The sequence below is a fragment of the Pseudoalteromonas sp. S2893 genome (genome assembly GCF_005887105.1).
In the GTDB taxonomy this organism is placed as follows: domain Bacteria; phylum Pseudomonadota; class Gammaproteobacteria; order Enterobacterales; family Alteromonadaceae; genus Pseudoalteromonas; species Pseudoalteromonas atlantica.
The window spans coordinates 21577-38164 of the sequence record NZ_PNCY01000017.1 but is presented as its reverse complement, the minus strand read 5'-3'; the positions used below and the strand labels follow the sequence as shown (position 1 = coordinate 38164).

At 40.1% G+C, this 16588-nt stretch carries 17 protein-coding genes; 5 read left to right on the top strand and 12 right to left on the bottom strand.

Annotated elements, in window-relative coordinates; genetic code table 11:
* Positions 1-6: 6 nt before the first annotated feature.
* From CWC04_RS10970 to CWC04_RS10960, 3 genes are all read right to left on the bottom strand, one after another.
* Positions 7-480: a MarR family transcriptional regulator gene (locus CWC04_RS10970; RefSeq protein ID WP_054982034.1), complete on the bottom strand. Its 474-nt coding sequence runs from the start codon at positions 478-480 to the stop codon at positions 7-9.
* Between the two features lie 119 nt (positions 481-599).
* Entirely contained in the window at positions 600-1484 is an 885-nt protein-coding gene (locus CWC04_RS10965) for a spermidine synthase (RefSeq protein WP_138685435.1), read from the bottom strand.
* The gene (locus CWC04_RS10960) at positions 1477-2100 is read right to left on the bottom strand and encodes a fused MFS/spermidine synthase (protein WP_004586267.1); all 624 of its coding nucleotides are present in this window, start codon (positions 2098-2100) and stop codon (positions 1477-1479) included. Before CWC04_RS10960 ends, CWC04_RS10965 begins: the two co-directional genes overlap by 8 nt.
* Positions 2101-2268: 168 nt before the next feature.
* Between CWC04_RS10960 and CWC04_RS10955 the strand changes: the two genes are divergently transcribed.
* Positions 2269-4350, top strand: a complete 2082-nt coding sequence (locus tag CWC04_RS10955) for a TonB-dependent siderophore receptor (RefSeq protein ID WP_138685434.1) — start codon at positions 2269-2271, stop codon at positions 4348-4350.
* A 77-nt stretch (positions 4351-4427) separates the two neighbouring features.
* Here the strand turns inward: CWC04_RS10955 and CWC04_RS10950 are convergent, their stop codons facing one another.
* A complete protein-coding gene (locus CWC04_RS10950) occupies positions 4428-5303 on the bottom strand; it encodes a LysR substrate-binding domain-containing protein (protein WP_138685433.1) in 876 nt (291 codons plus the stop codon).
* Between the two features lie 107 nt (positions 5304-5410).
* Here CWC04_RS10950 and CWC04_RS10945 point away from each other — a divergent pair, with 107 nt between their 5' ends.
* A complete protein-coding gene (locus CWC04_RS10945) occupies positions 5411-6091 on the top strand; it encodes a hypothetical protein (RefSeq protein ID WP_138685432.1) in 681 nt (226 codons plus the stop codon).
* A 44-nt stretch (positions 6092-6135) separates the two neighbouring features.
* On the opposite strand, the gene CWC04_RS10940 is transcribed toward CWC04_RS10945, so the two are convergent.
* Positions 6136-6468, bottom strand: coding sequence for a gamma-glutamylcyclotransferase family protein (locus tag CWC04_RS10940; RefSeq protein ID WP_138685431.1), 333 nt, complete (start codon positions 6466-6468; stop codon positions 6136-6138).
* A gap of 284 nt (positions 6469-6752) precedes the next feature.
* Here CWC04_RS10940 and CWC04_RS10935 point away from each other — a divergent pair, with 284 nt between their 5' ends.
* Entirely contained in the window at positions 6753-7304 is a 552-nt protein-coding gene (locus tag CWC04_RS10935; protein WP_212747127.1) for a hypothetical protein, read from the top strand.
* Between the two features lie 111 nt (positions 7305-7415).
* On the top strand, positions 7416-8255 hold the full coding sequence (locus CWC04_RS10930; protein WP_138685430.1) for a DUF2971 domain-containing protein: 840 nt from the start codon (positions 7416-7418) through the stop codon (positions 8253-8255).
* A 184-nt stretch (positions 8256-8439) separates the two neighbouring features.
* On the opposite strand, the gene CWC04_RS10925 is transcribed toward CWC04_RS10930, so the two are convergent.
* The 4 genes from CWC04_RS10925 to CWC04_RS10910 form a co-directional block, all read right to left on the bottom strand.
* Positions 8440-8922 carry a GNAT family N-acetyltransferase gene (locus tag CWC04_RS10925; protein WP_283235106.1) on the bottom strand — a complete coding sequence of 161 codons (483 nt, stop codon included), beginning with the start codon at positions 8920-8922 and terminating at the stop codon, positions 8440-8442.
* Between the two features lie 28 nt (positions 8923-8950).
* Positions 8951-10369, bottom strand: a complete 1419-nt coding sequence (locus CWC04_RS10920; protein ID WP_171038576.1) for a serine hydrolase domain-containing protein — start codon at positions 10367-10369, stop codon at positions 8951-8953.
* A 25-nt stretch (positions 10370-10394) separates the two neighbouring features.
* Positions 10395-10832, bottom strand: a complete 438-nt coding sequence (locus CWC04_RS10915) for a GNAT family N-acetyltransferase (RefSeq protein ID WP_138685427.1) — start codon at positions 10830-10832, stop codon at positions 10395-10397.
* Positions 10833-11016: 184 nt separating this feature from the next.
* The gene (locus CWC04_RS10910) at positions 11017-11517 is read right to left on the bottom strand and encodes a lactoylglutathione lyase family protein (protein ID WP_004586277.1); all 501 of its coding nucleotides are present in this window, start codon (positions 11515-11517) and stop codon (positions 11017-11019) included.
* A 101-nt stretch (positions 11518-11618) separates the two neighbouring features.
* Between CWC04_RS10910 and CWC04_RS10905 the strand changes: the two genes are divergently transcribed.
* Positions 11619-12485, top strand: a complete 867-nt coding sequence (locus CWC04_RS10905; protein ID WP_138685426.1) for a LysR family transcriptional regulator — start codon at positions 11619-11621, stop codon at positions 12483-12485.
* A gap of 37 nt (positions 12486-12522) precedes the next feature.
* Here CWC04_RS10905 and CWC04_RS10900 read toward each other — a convergent pair whose 3' ends face one another.
* The 3 genes from CWC04_RS10900 to CWC04_RS10890 are packed head-to-tail and all read right to left on the bottom strand — an operon-like array spanning position 12523 to position 16565.
* Positions 12523-13602 (bottom strand): heparan-alpha-glucosaminide N-acetyltransferase domain-containing protein, encoded by a 1080-nt coding sequence (locus CWC04_RS10900; protein WP_138685425.1) that lies wholly within the window; start codon positions 13600-13602, stop codon positions 12523-12525.
* On the bottom strand, positions 13586-14224 hold the full coding sequence (locus CWC04_RS10895) for a hypothetical protein (RefSeq protein WP_138685424.1): 639 nt from the start codon (positions 14222-14224) through the stop codon (positions 13586-13588). Before CWC04_RS10895 ends, CWC04_RS10900 begins: the two co-directional genes overlap by 17 nt.
* Positions 14217-16565: a GNAT family N-acetyltransferase gene (locus tag CWC04_RS10890; RefSeq protein WP_138685423.1), complete on the bottom strand. Its 2349-nt coding sequence runs from the start codon at positions 16563-16565 to the stop codon at positions 14217-14219. The genes CWC04_RS10895 and CWC04_RS10890 overlap by 8 nt, the downstream gene beginning before the upstream one ends.
* Between the last annotated feature and the right edge of the window lie 23 nt (positions 16566-16588).

Sequence of the window (16588 nt, the reverse complement as noted above, 5' to 3'; positions counted from 1 at the left end):
TCTCTCTTACTCTTTACTTTGATTTTTAATACAGTTTAGTGCGTTTTTTTCCATATTGACGATGCCATAAGCAAGCGCATCGAGTTGCTGTGTGCTTAGCCCGCTGTATAGCTGGCTTTTAATATCAATGAGTTTTTCGTTTAGCGACTGTAAAATTGCGCCACCTTGCTCGGTAAAGTAAATTTTTTTACTGCGTTTATCGTGCTCATCAACTTTACGGGTAATTAAAAGCTGCTCTTCTAATTGCTTTAATGTGCGAGTAAGCGAGGGCATTTCTATTCCTAAACTCTGCGCAAGCTCAAGCTGTGTTATGCCCTCGCCCAACATATTTATATGGGTTAGTGCCGTCCAGCGCGACTGCGTAAGCCCTAAAGGTTCTACAGCTAAAGTGATGGCCTCGCGGCACAGCCTATGAACCCGCCCCATGTTACCAATAATGGTTAAATCGAGCGTTTCGTGAAAAGGTTTTTGAGTAGTCATAACTACCTCAAATTAGTTAGCATGCTAAGTATTTTAGCATTGGTTAGCGTGCTAAGTAAATATTGAGGGGTGTTGCAAATAAAAAAGCCCCAAAACTGGGGCTACATAAATTTGTGGATTTAAAAATTAAGGAGGTTAGCAGGGGAGTACTGATCGGTAAGCACTTTTGTATTGGCAGGCCAATCTTGCTTGTTTTTGGTACTTTTCATGTAGGTACTAATTGCTTTTAAATCGACATCGTATTTTTTTAAACGCGGGTTAAGTGCTTTAATACGCTGATTAATTTGCGCCTCAGTAGGCATAGAGTTTACACCCGCCAAAATAATACGGTTAGAGCGATTAGCACGGCTTACGTTAATAAAATCGCCAAACACGGCGTGGTAAGTTGCCGACTCATGCTCGTATAATTTACTGCTCGAAAACGTATTAGCGGCAATAACACCGCCCTCGGCCAATACGCTTTTTACCTCTTCAAAAAACTCTTTGGTGAGTAAGTGCTCAGGAATATAATCGCCGTTAAACGCATCAAGAATAATCCAATCGTACTTTTGCTTTTTAATGGCTGCGCGCTTTATAAATATACGCCCGTCTTGCACGCTTGAGGTGACCGCATCGTTTTCTATAAAGTTAAAATAGTTACGGGCTACTTTTAAAACGGCGGGATCTATTTCAACATTATGAATTTTAGCTGCAGGGTAAAGCGCATGAATGACATTAGAAAGCGTACCGCCACCTAGGCCAATAATAAGCACATTTTTAGGGTTGTCGGTTACTAAAAGGCTGGCAAACGTAAGTTTTGTATAATTAAAAACGAGTTTGTCGGGGTTGTTTTTGTACATACAGCTTTGGCTGGTTTGGCTACTTTTTGTATTAAATTTTAAGCAGCGAAGGTCACCTGTTTCATCAACAATAATATTGCGATATAAAGAACGCTCCTCGTGCACTACATTACTGTGCGCCGCAACCGAAAACAGTACCGCTAAAAATAATAAACAGTTACGCATGGGCAAGCTCCTTATTACCAGCAAGGCTATTAACAGTAATTGCCAGCACACCTAACAGGCCCAAGGTTAACGCAAAGGCACTTATAATGGTGTTTACATCAAACGCCAGTACAAAGTAAAACGAGGTAATAATAGTCCCTAAGGCGCTGCCCAACGTGCTTACAAAATATAAAATACCCGCCACTTGGCCACTTTTATGGCTGTCGGTGACTAATAAACGCACCGAGTAAGGCGAGATCATGCCTAAAATAACGGTAGGAATAAAAAACAACGCCGTAGAGGCAAGTAACGAGCCGTAGCGTGTATCTTCAATGTGGGTAAAAATAAACTCCATTATTGGCTGCGAAAAAAGCGCAATAGGCACCACCATAATACTGGCAGTTAAAAATATTAAGCCATATTTTGTAAGCGATGCATTTTTAGTACTTAGCTTACCGCCGAGTAAATACCCAAAAGAAAGGCTAAGCATAAATACGGTAATTATGCTGCCCCAAATGTGCACACTACTGCCAAAAAAAGGCGCTAAAATACGCCCGCCTAATAGCTCAATACCCATAATGCAAAAGCCACTGCAAAAGGCTAGAAAATAGATTAACGCGTTTGTTTTTATACTCATGTAATTATCGTTATGTAACCTAAAGAGATCTCCATACTAACGTGATGGCGGGGCAGTCGCTAGTGCATTAATTAATCGCTCTGTGATTTTTTAAAAAGTTGTTTTGTTATAAAGTAACACATGTTAAACTTGTTGTTATAATATAACACCTTCGATTTCCCTATTATCATGAAGTATTCTTTAGTTTATTTAGCCTGCTTAGGCATAAGTGCGCAAACAGTGGCGCAAGAGCAAAACGACGAAATTGAAAAAATATCGGTTACTTATAAACAAGCATACCGTGGCGATATTCCTCAAAAGCAAATGCCGCAATCTATTGTAAGTGTTAGCAGTGCTGCGCTTGATCAAAAAGGCATTACTAAATTACAAGACGCGCTCGATTTTTCAGCGAGTATTTCGCGTAAAAATAACAGTGGCGCACTATGGGATAGCTTTTCTATTCGGGGCCTTTCGGGTAACGAAAACATGCCATCGGGCTATTTAATTAATGGCTTTAGCGGTGGGCGTGGTTTTAGCGGCCCGCGTGATGTATCTAACATTGATTACATTGAAGTACTAAAAGGCCCTGGCTCAGCACTTTATGGGCGCTCAGAGCCCGGCGGTACTGTAAATATTGTGACTAAAAAGCCACAGTTTGAGCCGCAAGGTGAGTTAAAACTAAGCTTAGGCAGCGACAGTTTTAATCGCGTTGAAGGCGATTACACTAACGGCATTAACGACACCACCGCGTTTAGAATAAATGGCGCATGGCAAGATAGCGACAGCTACCGCGATGAGGTGTACACCAATAAAAAGGTAATTACGCCGTCTATTTATCATCAAATAAACGCATCAACCAGTGTGACTTATGAGTTTGAATACGTAGATTTAGCGCAGTTATTTGACCGAGGTGTTGTCGTACTCGATAACGATTTTGACACCGTACCAAGCTCACGTTATTTAGGTAACCCTAACGATGGCGACACGCAGGTGTATTCGCGCGGGCACCAAATTACTTTAAATCACGATATTAACGATGAATGGTCGTTAGTGGCCGGTGCAAACTACCGTAGCTCTACGTTAACGGGGTTTTCGTCAGATGCAGAGCTTTCGCCATCGCGCCAATCGTTATTTGACGATGGCCGAACACTTACTCGCCAGCAGCGTTATCGCGACTACGAAGTAGAAGATTTGAGTGTTAAGTTTGAGCTAAGCGGCAGTGTAGACACAGCCGGTATTACGCACCATTTATTAATAGGTGCCGATGCATACAAGTACGATTTACGCACTGCGCTTTCTCGCTATCGAGGCGGTAACGGCACTTATACCGTTGATATTTTTGAGCCAAATTACGATGTAGAACGCCCAGCAGTAAGCCTGCTTTACGAAAACGACGAAGAGCAAAAAGCATACGGTATTTATGTTCAAGACCAAATGGATATTACCGACAAATTTAAGCTATTAGTGGGCCTAAGGTTTGACAGCGTAGACCAAGATATTTTAGAAACCAACAGCGGCGTGTTTTCGACCAGCTCTGAAAGCCAAGTAAGCCCGCGTGTTGGCGTAGTGTATGAGCTAAATAACGCTCTCACCTTTTACAGCAGTTACTCAGAAGGCTTTTTACCACTGAGCGGCACAGATGCAAGCGGTGACCCGTTTGGCTTTGAATACAGCGACTCGTTTGAGGTTGGCGCTAAGTTTGAATACTTAGGCATAAACGGTACTGTGGCATTTTTTGATGCGTCTAAAAGTAATATGTTAGTGGCAGACCCTGTAAACGTTGGATTTTCAGCGCCTATTGGTAAAGCCGATAGTAAAGGGTTTGAGCTTGATGTAAACACCTATATTACTGATGCAACCGCGTTTAACTTATCGTACGCCTACATAGACGCCACCACAGCAAACGACATTATTAATGCCGATTGGGGCGTGCCAATTGAAAAAGGCAGCCCGCTGGTTAATGTACCAAAAAATAACTTAAACCTTACGCTTAGCCACCAAACAGCATTAATGGGCAAAGAGCTTGAGTTTGGTGCAAGTTACCAATACACCAGCAGCCGTTTAGGTGATGCCGCCGATTTAAGCTTTAGGTTACCGAGCTACCAATTAGTAGGCGTATTTGGCAACGTTAACTTAACCGAACAAACAGAGCTTAATGTGAGTGTTAATAACATTTTTGATGAAGATTACGCCGAAAGTAGCTACAACGCTTTATGGGTTTACCCAGGTGCGCCAACTCAATTTAAAATGTCGTTAGCGTATAATTTTTAATAGCTAGCAAATAAAAGTTTTCATCCTAAAGCGTCTTAATGTAGTGGTTAAGGCGCTTTATATTTTTAAGCGCTTTTTTATAAAGAATGCATAAGTTTATTAAGCCAACCATCGGCCTTTGAAGGTTTGTATATCATTACAATGCTTTCACTGTAGTGACTGTTAACCCCCTTTACAGTTAATTTTGTAAGCCCTAAATCATCAATCACAAAGTTTGGTAAATACGCCAAGGCCAAGCCACTTTGAACCACCTCTATTAATGCACTGTAATCGCTACATCTAAATACAATATTGCGCGGTGCAATATTATCTTGCCAGCCGTCGGAGCCTATACCTTGCTCTAAGCCGCACAGGGGTGAAAACAATGGGCATGCAAAAGCAAGCTCTAGTAATTGATTTTTATTAAGCGTTAAAGAGCCTGTTTGTACTAGCTGATGCGCAGCGGCCGCAGCCACACTAAACCCAGTATTAAATACATCAACCGCTACTAAATTAGTATGTGAGCTGTTATTTAATGCCTCGCGAGTTACTAGCGCAATATGCGCAGCGCCTGATGCAACTTGGCTTATGGCTTCACCTTCAAACACATTATTAATACGTACCGAACAGGGCAGGTTGCTAAGAGGGGTAAGTAACTTTTTTAAGCCACTTTTAAGTAAAATGGCAGGGCATGCAATAACTGCATTAAATTTATGGTTATCGCTTTTAAAGCGGCTAGTAAGCTGCTGGTAATTATGAACTAAATCACTACTGTGCTTAACAAACTCTTTGCCTTTATCATTAAGTACTAAGGTTTTGCCCACACGATTAAACAGCTCCGTGGCTAAGTTTGCCTCAACCTTTTTTAGCGTTTTAGACAGCGCCCCTGGGGTAATATTAAAATGCTTAGCGGTTGTGTGCAGGTTTTGCGAACCCGCCATATGAATTACTTTTTCAATGTCATCTAAATGCATAGCGCCAAACCGTATTGATTAAAAGGAAACAACTAACAACTTATTATCGATTATTTATACATATAAATCAGCTTATAGTGACGCTATATTTATTTTTGAGCATTAACATGAAACACATACTGCTACTTTTTATTTTATTGTCGAACGCAGCACTAGCAAGCGACCCTCAACAAAACACGTATAACACACACAAAACCCACAGCTACGTGGGATTTCATGGTATGGCGCTTATATTAGCCGGCGATAAAGTACTTGCCAGCCACATGCCTTTATACGCCCCCCCACACAACTACCAAATAGTGTACGAAGTAACTACCAATGACACCCATCATAAAATAATCAAAAAAGCACTAAACGAGTCACTAAAAAAACAAACTCAGATCACCATTTTACCAACCAAATTTGATTTAAATTTATTAATAAATAAGCTGACACCCACATTAAATACCACTGTGTTTAATGGCCATTTTGAGCGCGGAGGTACGGCTTTGTTTTCGACAAAGCTGACCTTTAAAAATCCGTTATATGTAAAAAAGATCGCTATAACACAACCTGAAAAAGAAGAGTTTGATTTAATAAAGGTTTCAGCAGAGCAGGGGGTGGTGATTCATAAAATACAAAGTAAACCAAGCTATGACTCACTCAGTTTAGTAGCACTAACTAACGGAAAATATAATGGCCAGTTAAAATGTGATGCGCCAGTAACCACAACGCTTGCAAGTAAGCTAAAGACCTGTTTTAAAAGCGTACCAAGCTATTTAGAAACTCGCGATTTTGCAGTTAATTAAAAAATTCTAGCAGCGCTTTAGCTTAAAAAGCGCTGCTATATAGATTACTTAACGTTAAGAGCATATACATTTGCCAGAACGTATTCGCCGTTTAACAATTTTATTTGCGTTAAAATGCGTGAGTACGCATCGCCTTCAAATTCATCGAGCACATGCCAGTGATCTTTTAAATTAGTTGAGCTAAACACATAGCCATTTATCTCTTGGCCTGTTTCGTCTAATACCAGTGCAGGAAAGCCCAATTTGGCGCCCCAGCCCTCGTTAATTAAATTGCCAACTACACTGCCTTGCTCAAACGTACCGCCAATATTGGCAAGAATATGCTCGTTCGGATGCCCTGGGCACAAAGTGCCATATACAAATAGCGCTTCTAACACGTAAACTCCTAAATTAAGGCTAATGATTATGTTTAGCTAAGCTAAAGCTTAACTAAATATGAAAAAAATCCCGAGTGAAATTTTACTTTTACAATGACACCCTCCTTTAATATTGTTCTATTTAACTTTACCTAAAAACTTTAGAAAACTTAGTTATAGTAATACCTTAGGTAATTTGTTAAAAGTAGATAAATGAGCGTTAAGTCGGCAGAAATATGCGCGATGAGCACACTATTGAATTGTTATGCAGCTATGAGTAGCCTGTAAATATCGGAATATTAAAAGTGATAAAGTTAATTGGTATAGCGCTGCAAGCTTTTGGGATACGAAGTGCTAAACAAAAAGAAAAAACTCAAAGAGTAATTGATTATATTGATACTTGCCTTGAGCACATGGAGAACATCATGGGCTACAAAAAGGACATAAATGAGGCAAGTGTAGAGCAGTCCAGAAAGTTTCTTCAGAGCGCATATCATGAAATGACTTCTCAGTTAATCGGTGTAGCTACTCCTATTGAGTGTGACATAATTAAAAACTCGATTGCAAGTGCTCGAATTTACTTCCATGCAGTTAAAGAAGGTAAAGTGGTCAATAAAAGCCTTATAATAGATTATGAATCACGTTATCAACTTTATATTAATCATAATTATGATCAAAATAAATTCCGACAAAACTCATATGAAACGTTCCTTAGACAGCTTGTCAAAGACAAACGTGAAATTGATAAAAATTATGTCGAAATGGAGTTACAAAAAATAAAGGAGGTCTGCCAAGAAGATGTAGCAAGAATAATGTCTTTAAGAGAAATACTTAAAACTCGAAAAGCAGCTGCATAACAGGCCTTAAAGTCGGATTCGTAACAGTTTGCTCGATTCCACTTCGTTTCACATTTTAGCAAACTGTCGCTCACCACTTAAGGTGGCGTTACAACTCAAGGAGAGAGTATTTTGCTTTTCAAATACCTAGAGCCCGATAGAATTGATGTTTTAGCCTCTGGTCATATACGTTTTACTCAGCCAGCCGATTTTAATGATCCTTTTGAGTTTCGACCAGTAATTTCGTCAGTGGCTTCAAAGGAAGAATTCGATAAGGCTATGGATGAAGATCTTAAAACAATGGTTCAAGAAGAACTTCAAAAATTCCCTTCAGAAATACGCAAACAAATTTCACCTGCACAGCTAGAAGCAGTTACACGTAAATTATATGAACAGCATTGGCCTTCTTTGGAAACCAAATTTAAAGAAATGGGCAGTGAAACAACTAGAGTTTTTATTGATAAAGCAAACACATTAATTGGTGTTCTTTCTCTAACGGAAAAAAACGACAATCTTCTGATGTGGTCGCATTACGCGTATTCTCATAAAGGGTTCTGTATCGGGTTTGATAATACTTCACCCTTCTTCAACAGAAAGAGAAGCGAGGTCGATGAGTTTTATCATTTGCGTAAAGTCACATACAGTAAAATTAGACCCTCCAAACTTTTAAATCAATTGAATAGTGTCGAGCTATTTTTAATTAAGTCACAGGCTTGGGAATATGAGCAAGAATGGAGAATGTGTGCTGTATTGGAGGATAGCGAAAAGACTATCAGCACAACAACCTCCTTACCGATACACCTATTTCAATTTCCTAACTCAGCGGTTAAAGAGATAATTCTAGGTGCATGTATAGAAAACAATGTAAAAGAAAACATTTTAACGGTGGTAAGAAAAAATTATCCTCACGTAGCGATTAAACAAGCAAGAATATCAAATGAAGAGTTTTGTCTTGAGTTCATAGAGTTATAACAAGTGAATAAGGTTACAACCGTCCGCTCATGGCACTATTTAGTCACTCGACAACTTAAAATATTGATAATAATTGGCAAGATATTTTGCTTTAATGATTAGTTTTTTCGGCGGCCACAATGGCCGCTAATATGGTTTAATACTAATCAAAGGCACATACGTACTTATTGCGCTGTTTGTGTGATTATAAACCCACTATGGCGCTTCGCCTTTCCATTAAAACTACATTGCGCCACACACCATTTAATTTACCTAGTTTCTCTCGATTTCCAACCGGCCTAAAACCATTGCGAGCATGTAAAGCAATACTATTAGTATTTTCAGGGAATATACTGGCTTGTAGCATCCATATACCGCTTTTTTCTGACTCATTAATGAGTGCTTTAAGCAGTGCCTGCCCCAAGCCTTTACCTTGGGCTTGGTTTGCAACATATACACTTACCTCGGCAACGCCCGAGTAAACCTCACGGCTAGAAAGCGCAGATAACCCGGCCCAGCCAAGCACCTTTTCATCCTCAACTGCAACAAGACGACAACAGTTGAGCATAGAACTATTCCATTGCTCCCAATTTTTAGCTTTAGTTTGAAAAGTCGCGTTGCCGGTATCAATACCTTGCTGATAAATATTTTGAACGGCTAAAAAGTCGTTCTCTGCAAATGGCCTTATGATGGCTGTTACTCCAATTTGAAATTTGTTACGGCTTATAGCTAGAAATCAATTCATTGATTTTTCTTCTTACCGGTGACACTACATCTGACTGATTAGCTAAAATAACAACAATGAAGTCATCGTCTAAATGTATATCTAACCGCGCATCAACACCTAAATATGCACCGCCATGCCCTATAACTCGATTAGTATCGTTTCCACCGACTGAAAAACCATAACCATACCAAGGCGCTGAATTATACTGTGTTTTTTCACTATAAGCTGCTTGTGTTAACTCTTTATTTAATAATTTAAATTGTGTTAACGCCAAAGAAAAACGGTGTAAGTCCCCAACTGTCGAAAAACCTCCACCGGCAGGGCTGCCTTTAATAGCTCTGGTGTAAATACTATTCACCCAGCCGCTACTATACATTCGCTTTAAATAACCCGTTGCTAGGTTATTGTTTACATCATCTAGTGCAAAGCTCCCCGAATTTTGCATACCTGCTTTTTTATAAATATGCTTATCTACATAACTGTAGTAAGACTCCTCAGTTACACTTTCAACTATAAGCCCAAGCATTAGCATTCCTGAATTACTGTATCGGTTTCGTGTGCCAGGTTTAAAAAGAAGAGGGGTACTTGCCACTAGGGGTTTATAAGCTGAAAGGTCGCGATATGCCTCTTTGTTGCTGGCATTAAATTCTTCATTAAAAAAGTTACCTAATCCTGATGTGTGCGTTAAAAGGTGCCTAACAGTAATTAAATCTGTATCGCCTACAGGAAGCCAGCTTTTATCTACAAAGTTAACTAGCTTATCGTCGAGCTTGAGTTTGCCTTTTTCAATAAGTTGCAACGCCGCTATAGCGGTAAACATTTTATTCATAGAGCCTAAAGAAAACTTAGTCTCTAAATTATTTTTAACCTGCCACTCTTTGCTGGCATAACCTACCGCCTTTTTAAATAAAATATTTTGGCCTTTAGCGACTAATACAGCACCAGAAAACGCGTTGTTATTATCTAAGTTATCAATAAATTGCGCTAATTCTTGGCTAAAGCTTTTTGGGGTGAGTGAAGCATTTTTTATATTTTTTGACTCAACATCATTAAAACTGCTGTAGTTAATTTTGTGAGGAGGAGAACTTTGTTTATTTATAACAAGTTCATACTCAAAATTATTATTTTGAGAAATAACACGTATACGATCATTATTATTTTTTTCTGGTAGGTACTCTAATACTTTTAGTTTTCCATAAGTATTTTTCTCGTTTAAAAACACTCCAACATAAGCATCAAGGCCGTAGGTCTCTATTCTACTCTGAGACATATTATTTGAGAGGTACTCAATAACTTCACTCTGAGAACCCTCGTTAAAAACAGTAATAAAATTTTGCGCTGTTTTTTCATTACCATGAGCCGAATAAGATAGGCAAAGTACAACTAAACCAGTAATAAGATGCTTCATAAAAATCCCTTTTTAATAATTAAAATTATAGCTTAATAATCGCTAACATATCGTCGTCATCCTCATCGAGGCCCACTTCCTCAAACCCGAAACTTGAATAAAAGTTTTTAGCAACAGGATTTTGCGGGTTATAACAAATCTCGATTTGTTCAAGCTTAGAAATCGTTTTAATCTCTTCAATTGCCATAGCCAGTGCTTTGCGCCCAATGCCTTTATTTTGATGAGTTTGATCTACCATAAAGCGCCAAATAGAAACCTTTGCAGGGGTTTCTTGTACCCACATAAAAAAGCCAACTGGCAGAGCATTTAAGTAAATCGCTTTACAGGTATACCCGCTATTGTAGTGCGCCTCAACTAACGACCACATATTACACGCTACGTATTCTTCTTGCGTTTTAGTAACATCCAATTCGCATATGGCTTCATAGTTATCGGCGGTGATGTCTTCTAGTGACAGATTCATGTTTTTCCTTTAGAACAACTTTGTGCAATTAGTAAGCTATAAGTGTATGTACCTATAATAAATCAAATGAAGATATTGATTTTTATACACCCAATATTAGCCAAATTAATAATCTACAAGTCTATTTAAAACAAAAAGGCCGCAGTAAATAAATACTGCGGCCTTTGTTTTTAACTAAGTGCTTTTAATAAGCGCCTGCGCTGTAAATAAGCTCGTAGCTGTGGCTGTAAATCTCAAGGATGTTACCAAACGGGTCTTCCATGTAGATCATGCGGTACGGCTTTTCGCCAGGGTAGTAGTAACGTGGCTCTGGCATACGTTTTTTACCACCTGCAGCAACAATACGCTCCGCTAAGCCTTCTACATCTGGGTCTTGTACACAGAAATGAAAGATACCGGTTTTCCAGTATTCAAAGTTGTCTTTAGGGTTTTCTTGGTTTTTAAATTCGAAAATTTCTACACCAATACGGTCGCCTGTTGAAAGGTGCGCTATTTTAAATTTTTCCCAATTTGGGCCAAATACATCGGTACACATTTCGCCAATGGGACTGTTATCTTCAGTGATCACGGTAGGCTCCATTATGGTGTACCAGCCCATCACCTTAGTGTAAAACTCTACGGCTTTTTCAACATCTGGTACTGAAATACCAATGTGCGAAAAACTACGTGGATATGTATGACTCATAATGCTTCCTCTTTAACTGTGATTAGTTGATGGAGTTAGTTTACGAACCCGTATTTATTAAGTAAAATTATCATTAATCATCATTTTGAGTACGTTTTGTAATGATAAACCCGACATGGTTAAACACGTTTTGTACGTTGGTTGAGGTAAATCATTTTACCCAAACCGCCGAACGCTTATTTATGACCCAATCAGGCGTAAGCCAGCATATTAAAAAGCTAGAGCAGCAAGTAAACTGCGCGCTATTAGAGCGCCACGGCAAACAATTTACCCTTACCGTGCATGGGCAAAACTTGTATCAGCAAGGCAGTTTGTTATTAAAAGAATGGCAATTTTTAGAACAACAATTAAAAGATGACTCGCCTTACAGCGGCCTAGTAAAAATACAATCGCCAGGCAGTTGTGGGCTACAATTTTATAGCCAATTATTAGCATTACAGGCTGAGCATACCGAGCTTAATATTGATTATCGCTTTGCACCTAATACCAGTGTAGAGCAAGCGGTGGCAAACCACAGTGCCGACATAGGCTTTTTAACCCAAGCCCCCACGCTTAGCGAAGTTACCAGCCACAAAATTGGCCAAGAAGCTTTATTATTAGTAACCCCCGCACATATTAAAAACCCAACATGGGAGGTTTTATGTGAGCTTGGCTTTATTGGCCATCCCGATGCAAAACACCACGCGCAGCTATTACTTAGCGAAAACTACAGCGAGTTTGAGCATGTTGATCAAATTAAGCGCACGGGGTTTTCTAACCAAATAAGTTTAATACTGGAGCCGGTCAGTTTAGGACTGGGTTTTACGGTTTTACCTGCGCATGCTGTTAGCGCATTTAATAAACCTGCGCTTATTAAAACGCACCATTTAGCTAATCCGATTAGTGAAAATATTTATGTATGCCATCACCGAAATAGGCCAATGGCAAAGCGCATGAACACAGTGATTGAAGCAATAAAGGCCGGCTAGGGCGCGTGTAACTGCGCCCGTAAAGCCCCTTTACAGTTTATGCTGTACGCTTAGGCTTTTGCTTAATAGCGAATATGGTTTGCTTAGCTTGCAAATACACTTTGTGCACTGCAAAGGTTAATAAGCTCATCAGTACCATTAAGCACAACGTTGGCCAAAGCGACTGGGTATGATAACCAAACACGCCCATAAGCCAGCAAATTAGCACCCATTGAATAATGTAAAGGGCCGTTACATGTTTGCTCGCATATAAAAGAGCGCGTGTAATAGGACCATTAAATTTATTGGCAATGGCATATTCTATTAAGGCTAATGCACATAAATTTAAACCCACTAAATAAATAATACCGCCGCCATTTAAGTGAAAAAAGTTACCAAACTGGCCTTTAAAATCAATAAATAACCACACTGAACCAATCACTAATAATGCGGCCCCTAACTTTGCACACACATTAAATAAATACGCTGCATTATGCTGGCTATTTATATATACACGCCCAAGCACGAAGCCGGTTAATATAGCGCTTATCCACGGAAATACCGGAAAATAAACTTGGTAGTTATTAGCAAAAAACAAATCGCTAATGTAAGGCGAAAGCGCAAACTGCTGCCCCCTAACAAACTGGCTTACAAGTGCAATAGCCATGGCTAAACATGCAATCCATGGGGTTTTCCAGCGGGCAATATTAAGCGCGCCAAACAGCACTAAGCTCACCCCAGCAAGTTGTAAAATATCACCGGTTAACACCATAAATTGTAACTGCCCAGCACTAAGCGGGCTTTGCCAGCCATAGGCATTTATAAATGCCTCGGGCATGGTATTAAATACCTCAATGGGTAGCCAAAACTTTGCCGCATTCATTAAATATGCAAGTAATAAAAGCTGTACGCCGCGCTTAATTAACAGCAGGGGGGTTTGCCTGCGCGAAAGCGCCATAGACAGCCCCATCGCCACTAAAAACGAGGCCGTGCCTTTGCCAAGTATATGGATAACAGCGCCAAATAGGCTCTCACTTTGAAGCGTTGTGCTCGAGTACATCCATAAAGTGTGTACCAAAATCATAATAAAAACGCTCGCACCTCGGGCAAGGTCTATCGTTTTAAGACGTGTGTTCATTGGTTTTAATATCCTTTTTAGGGCAGGTTTGGCATTTGCTGTAACCAGCTAAATAATAACAACAGCACGTTAAGCGCTTAGGCGTTAATTTAAATGGGGTGTGTAAATTAAAGTGATTGCTGATTAAATTGTGTAGCTGTTGATGGCAATGTGTAGTGTGATCAGCGCTTGCTAAATTTAAGCTATGTGCGCGCTCAAATGCACTGTTAAGGGTGTCGATTAATAAGCGCCCTTGCTCTTTTTCACCCAGCGCATAATCTGTATTGATCCACTTACCTACACAGCTAATAAACTCAATAAGTGCAGTGTTTTGCTCGGCTTTACTTAATATAGGCGCACCGCTGAGGTTAAACCCTCGGCTATAAGCGCCATTAATTTTAAGCTGTAATTGCATGGGACTATGCGCGTTGTGTTTACACGTATACCAATAACAATAGGCATAAATAGTTTGCCAACAAAGCTGCAAATATAAATGCCGACTAATAAATTGCCCAGGCGCATGTGGGTAATGCGCCTTGCAATGAATCGCTAATGTGCGCATTAAATGTAAGCTTGGATGAGCCGCAGTAGCTGGCTCATTTGGGCAAAATAAAAAGTGCGCAAGGGTTACAGGCTTAGCCATACAACTTTGCCGATACCGGGTTATTTAAACTTCCGGCAAACTGTAAACTGCCTGCTGGGTCGGTTAAATCAACCATTTGTTTATTATTGCCAAGCTGCAAGCGGTTTAAGCAAGAGTGTGCAAATTCATCACTAAAAAAGTCATACTCTTTAAAACGCGCATTTAAGGCAGGGTTAGCCTGTTGATACGCTTTAACACTTTGCGCAACGCCGTGCCAAAAGTCGTGCTCGGTAATGCGCTCTTCTCTTACTAAAATAGCCACTAGGTATCTAAAAAAGCAGTCAAATACATCGGTAAATATGCTCAGTAACTCAAGCTCTTTTGGCATAGCAATATGAATACGCGAAACCTCATCAGGTAAAGGTTCATTGCTATTAAGCAGCGCCACTTCTTCGCCTATGTCTTTCATGTAGGCGCCCACAGGAACTGAATTTTTAAGCTTTAAAATGAGGTTTTCGCCGTGCGGCATAAACACTAATTTATGGGCATAAAAACAATGCACTAACGGGATAAGATAGGCGTTAAAATAGTGTTGCAGCCAAGCATGTGTGCTTAAACCACTTTGATCTATTAATGCACCTGCCATACTTTTACCATTGTTATCTAGGTGCAGTAGTGCGGCCATGGTGGTGAGCTGCTCATTATTTTGTAAGTTATGGTTTGGGTTTTCGCGCCATAAACAGGCAAACATTTTACGGTACGGTGTATCGCCCAACGCGCTTTGCTCAAAGGTATGATGCGCATACCCTAAGGTGGCGTACTCTCTTAGTGCAGTAAAATTGCACGCACTAAGCGTGGGGTCGTAGTTTACTTTATTAAACACCCAATCATTTATAGCCGGGGTTACCGCCATATAAGCGCGCGAAAGCCCGCGCATAAACCCCATATTTAAAATAGACAGCGCCACTTTTAAATACGGCTTATGCGGATGCGAGCAGTTATATAACGTACGAATAGATTGCTGCGCTTGATATAAATCGTCGCCTTCACCTAAATACACTAAGCGGTTATTGGCAAACTCGTTGGCAAACACCACACTTAATTTATGTTGGTATTGCCACGGGTGCGCTGGTATTAATAGGTAGTCGTCGGGGTTTAGGTTTTGCGCTTTTAGCGCTTTGGTAAACGCATCACGGGTGGTTAAATCAAGCTCACCACTAATATGGCTTGGGTAATCACTAAAGTATTCACTATAAGCAAAATCACATACTGTTTTATGCGCCGCTAACCACAATACTTTAAACGGTTTACCCACCTCTGGCGCATAGCGTAAAAAGTCGGTTTTGCTAAAACCAATACGGCCATTATTAGCCACAAACGCAGGGTGGCCTTCGCTCATTGCGGCCTCTATTTGTTGTAGCCCTAATTGCGCAAGTTCGGCTGCGCTAAGAGTGTTGTTTTCGCGTTTATAACAGGCACTCGCAAGTGTGGCGTTAAGCTCTTCAAGGTAAGTGGCTAAACGCTCGCCAGTTAAACCCAGCGCAGGGCCATGTACACTAAAAAAGTGCAGTACATCAAGCTCTGCTTGCTCATTATTAAGGTTATAAAAGCATAAGCTTGGCTCGTCTATATCTATATGATTAAGCGCCATAGCACGGCCATTAAATATAAAATAACCCCCTTCAATATTTACTTTAAAACCTTGTGGGGTTTGCTCTGCAACCAATAAGCGCTCGTGTACCAGTTCGCTAATGGCTTTACTTTGTAAGTGCCTGTTAGCCCACTGCCAGTGGTCAAACTTTATATAGTGGGTGTTTATTGGCGTTTGCGCTTTGTGATGTAAATTAACGTGCGTTTCAAACGCAGCTTTATTACAAAACCCAAGGTAGGCGTTTTTATCACCAAGGGTTATTTGCTTAGTATGCACAAAGCCTAAACGCTTATTTAAGCTATGAATTTTACTATTGGCAATGTCGGGCTCTACTACTACGCGTGCATCGGCATTATGAGTAAAAATACTGTGCAATACGCACTGCATTATTTCAAAACTAAAATGGCGTTTAGGCTGTGTATTTGGGGCAAGTAAAATATGCATGCCGGTATCGTTTGGCAGTACCTCATAGGCGGCTGCGAGTAGTTTGTCGTGCTTTGGGCTGTAAAGCTCAACTAAGGCAAGCAGCTCATTATTTTGCTCAATAACATAAGCATGATGGTGCGGGTTGTTAATTATATCTTGGTAGGCGCTGCACATTTGCTCGAGTGTGTGTTTACTCATACCCCAAAAATGGGCGTAAGGTAGTGTAAGCCACTGGCAAATTATGGGCATATCGCTTTGCTGTAGTAACCGCATAGTCACATTCCCAGTGTGTTGTAACGTGGTTACAAAAGATGAAAAATACATAAAAACTCCTAAATCTTTTTAAT

What these genes read in the sequence shown, in the direction of transcription:
- CWC04_RS10970 (WP_054982034.1), bottom strand. Translation starts at nt 480, where the DNA reads ATGACTACTCAAAAACCTTTTCACGAAACGCTCGATTTAACCATTATT.
- CWC04_RS10965 (WP_138685435.1), bottom strand. Translation starts at nt 1,484, where the DNA reads ATGCGTAACTGTTTATTATTTTTAGCGGTACTGTTTTCGGTTGCGGCG.
- CWC04_RS10960 (WP_004586267.1), bottom strand. Translation starts at nt 2,100, where the DNA reads ATGAGTATAAAAACAAACGCGTTAATCTATTTTCTAGCCTTTTGCAGT.
- CWC04_RS10955 (WP_138685434.1), top strand. Translation starts at nt 2,269, where the DNA reads ATGAAGTATTCTTTAGTTTATTTAGCCTGCTTAGGCATAAGTGCGCAA.
- CWC04_RS10950 (WP_138685433.1), bottom strand. Translation starts at nt 5,303, where the DNA reads ATGCATTTAGATGACATTGAAAAAGTAATTCATATGGCGGGTTCGCAA.
- CWC04_RS10945 (WP_138685432.1), top strand. Translation starts at nt 5,411, where the DNA reads ATGAAACACATACTGCTACTTTTTATTTTATTGTCGAACGCAGCACTA.
- CWC04_RS10920 (WP_171038576.1), bottom strand. Translation starts at nt 10,369, where the DNA reads ATGAAGCATCTTATTACTGGTTTAGTTGTACTTTGCCTATCTTATTCG.
- CWC04_RS10915 (WP_138685427.1), bottom strand. Translation starts at nt 10,832, where the DNA reads ATGAATCTGTCACTAGAAGACATCACCGCCGATAACTATGAAGCCATA.
- CWC04_RS10910 (WP_004586277.1), bottom strand. Translation starts at nt 11,517, where the DNA reads ATGAGTCATACATATCCACGTAGTTTTTCGCACATTGGTATTTCAGTA.
- CWC04_RS10905 (WP_138685426.1), top strand. Translation starts at nt 11,619, where the DNA reads ATGATAAACCCGACATGGTTAAACACGTTTTGTACGTTGGTTGAGGTA.
- CWC04_RS10900 (WP_138685425.1), bottom strand. Translation starts at nt 13,602, where the DNA reads ATGAACACACGTCTTAAAACGATAGACCTTGCCCGAGGTGCGAGCGTT.
- CWC04_RS10895 (WP_138685424.1), bottom strand. Translation starts at nt 14,224, where the DNA reads ATGGCTAAGCCTGTAACCCTTGCGCACTTTTTATTTTGCCCAAATGAG.
- CWC04_RS10890 (WP_138685423.1), bottom strand. Translation starts at nt 16,565, where the DNA reads ATGTATTTTTCATCTTTTGTAACCACGTTACAACACACTGGGAATGTG.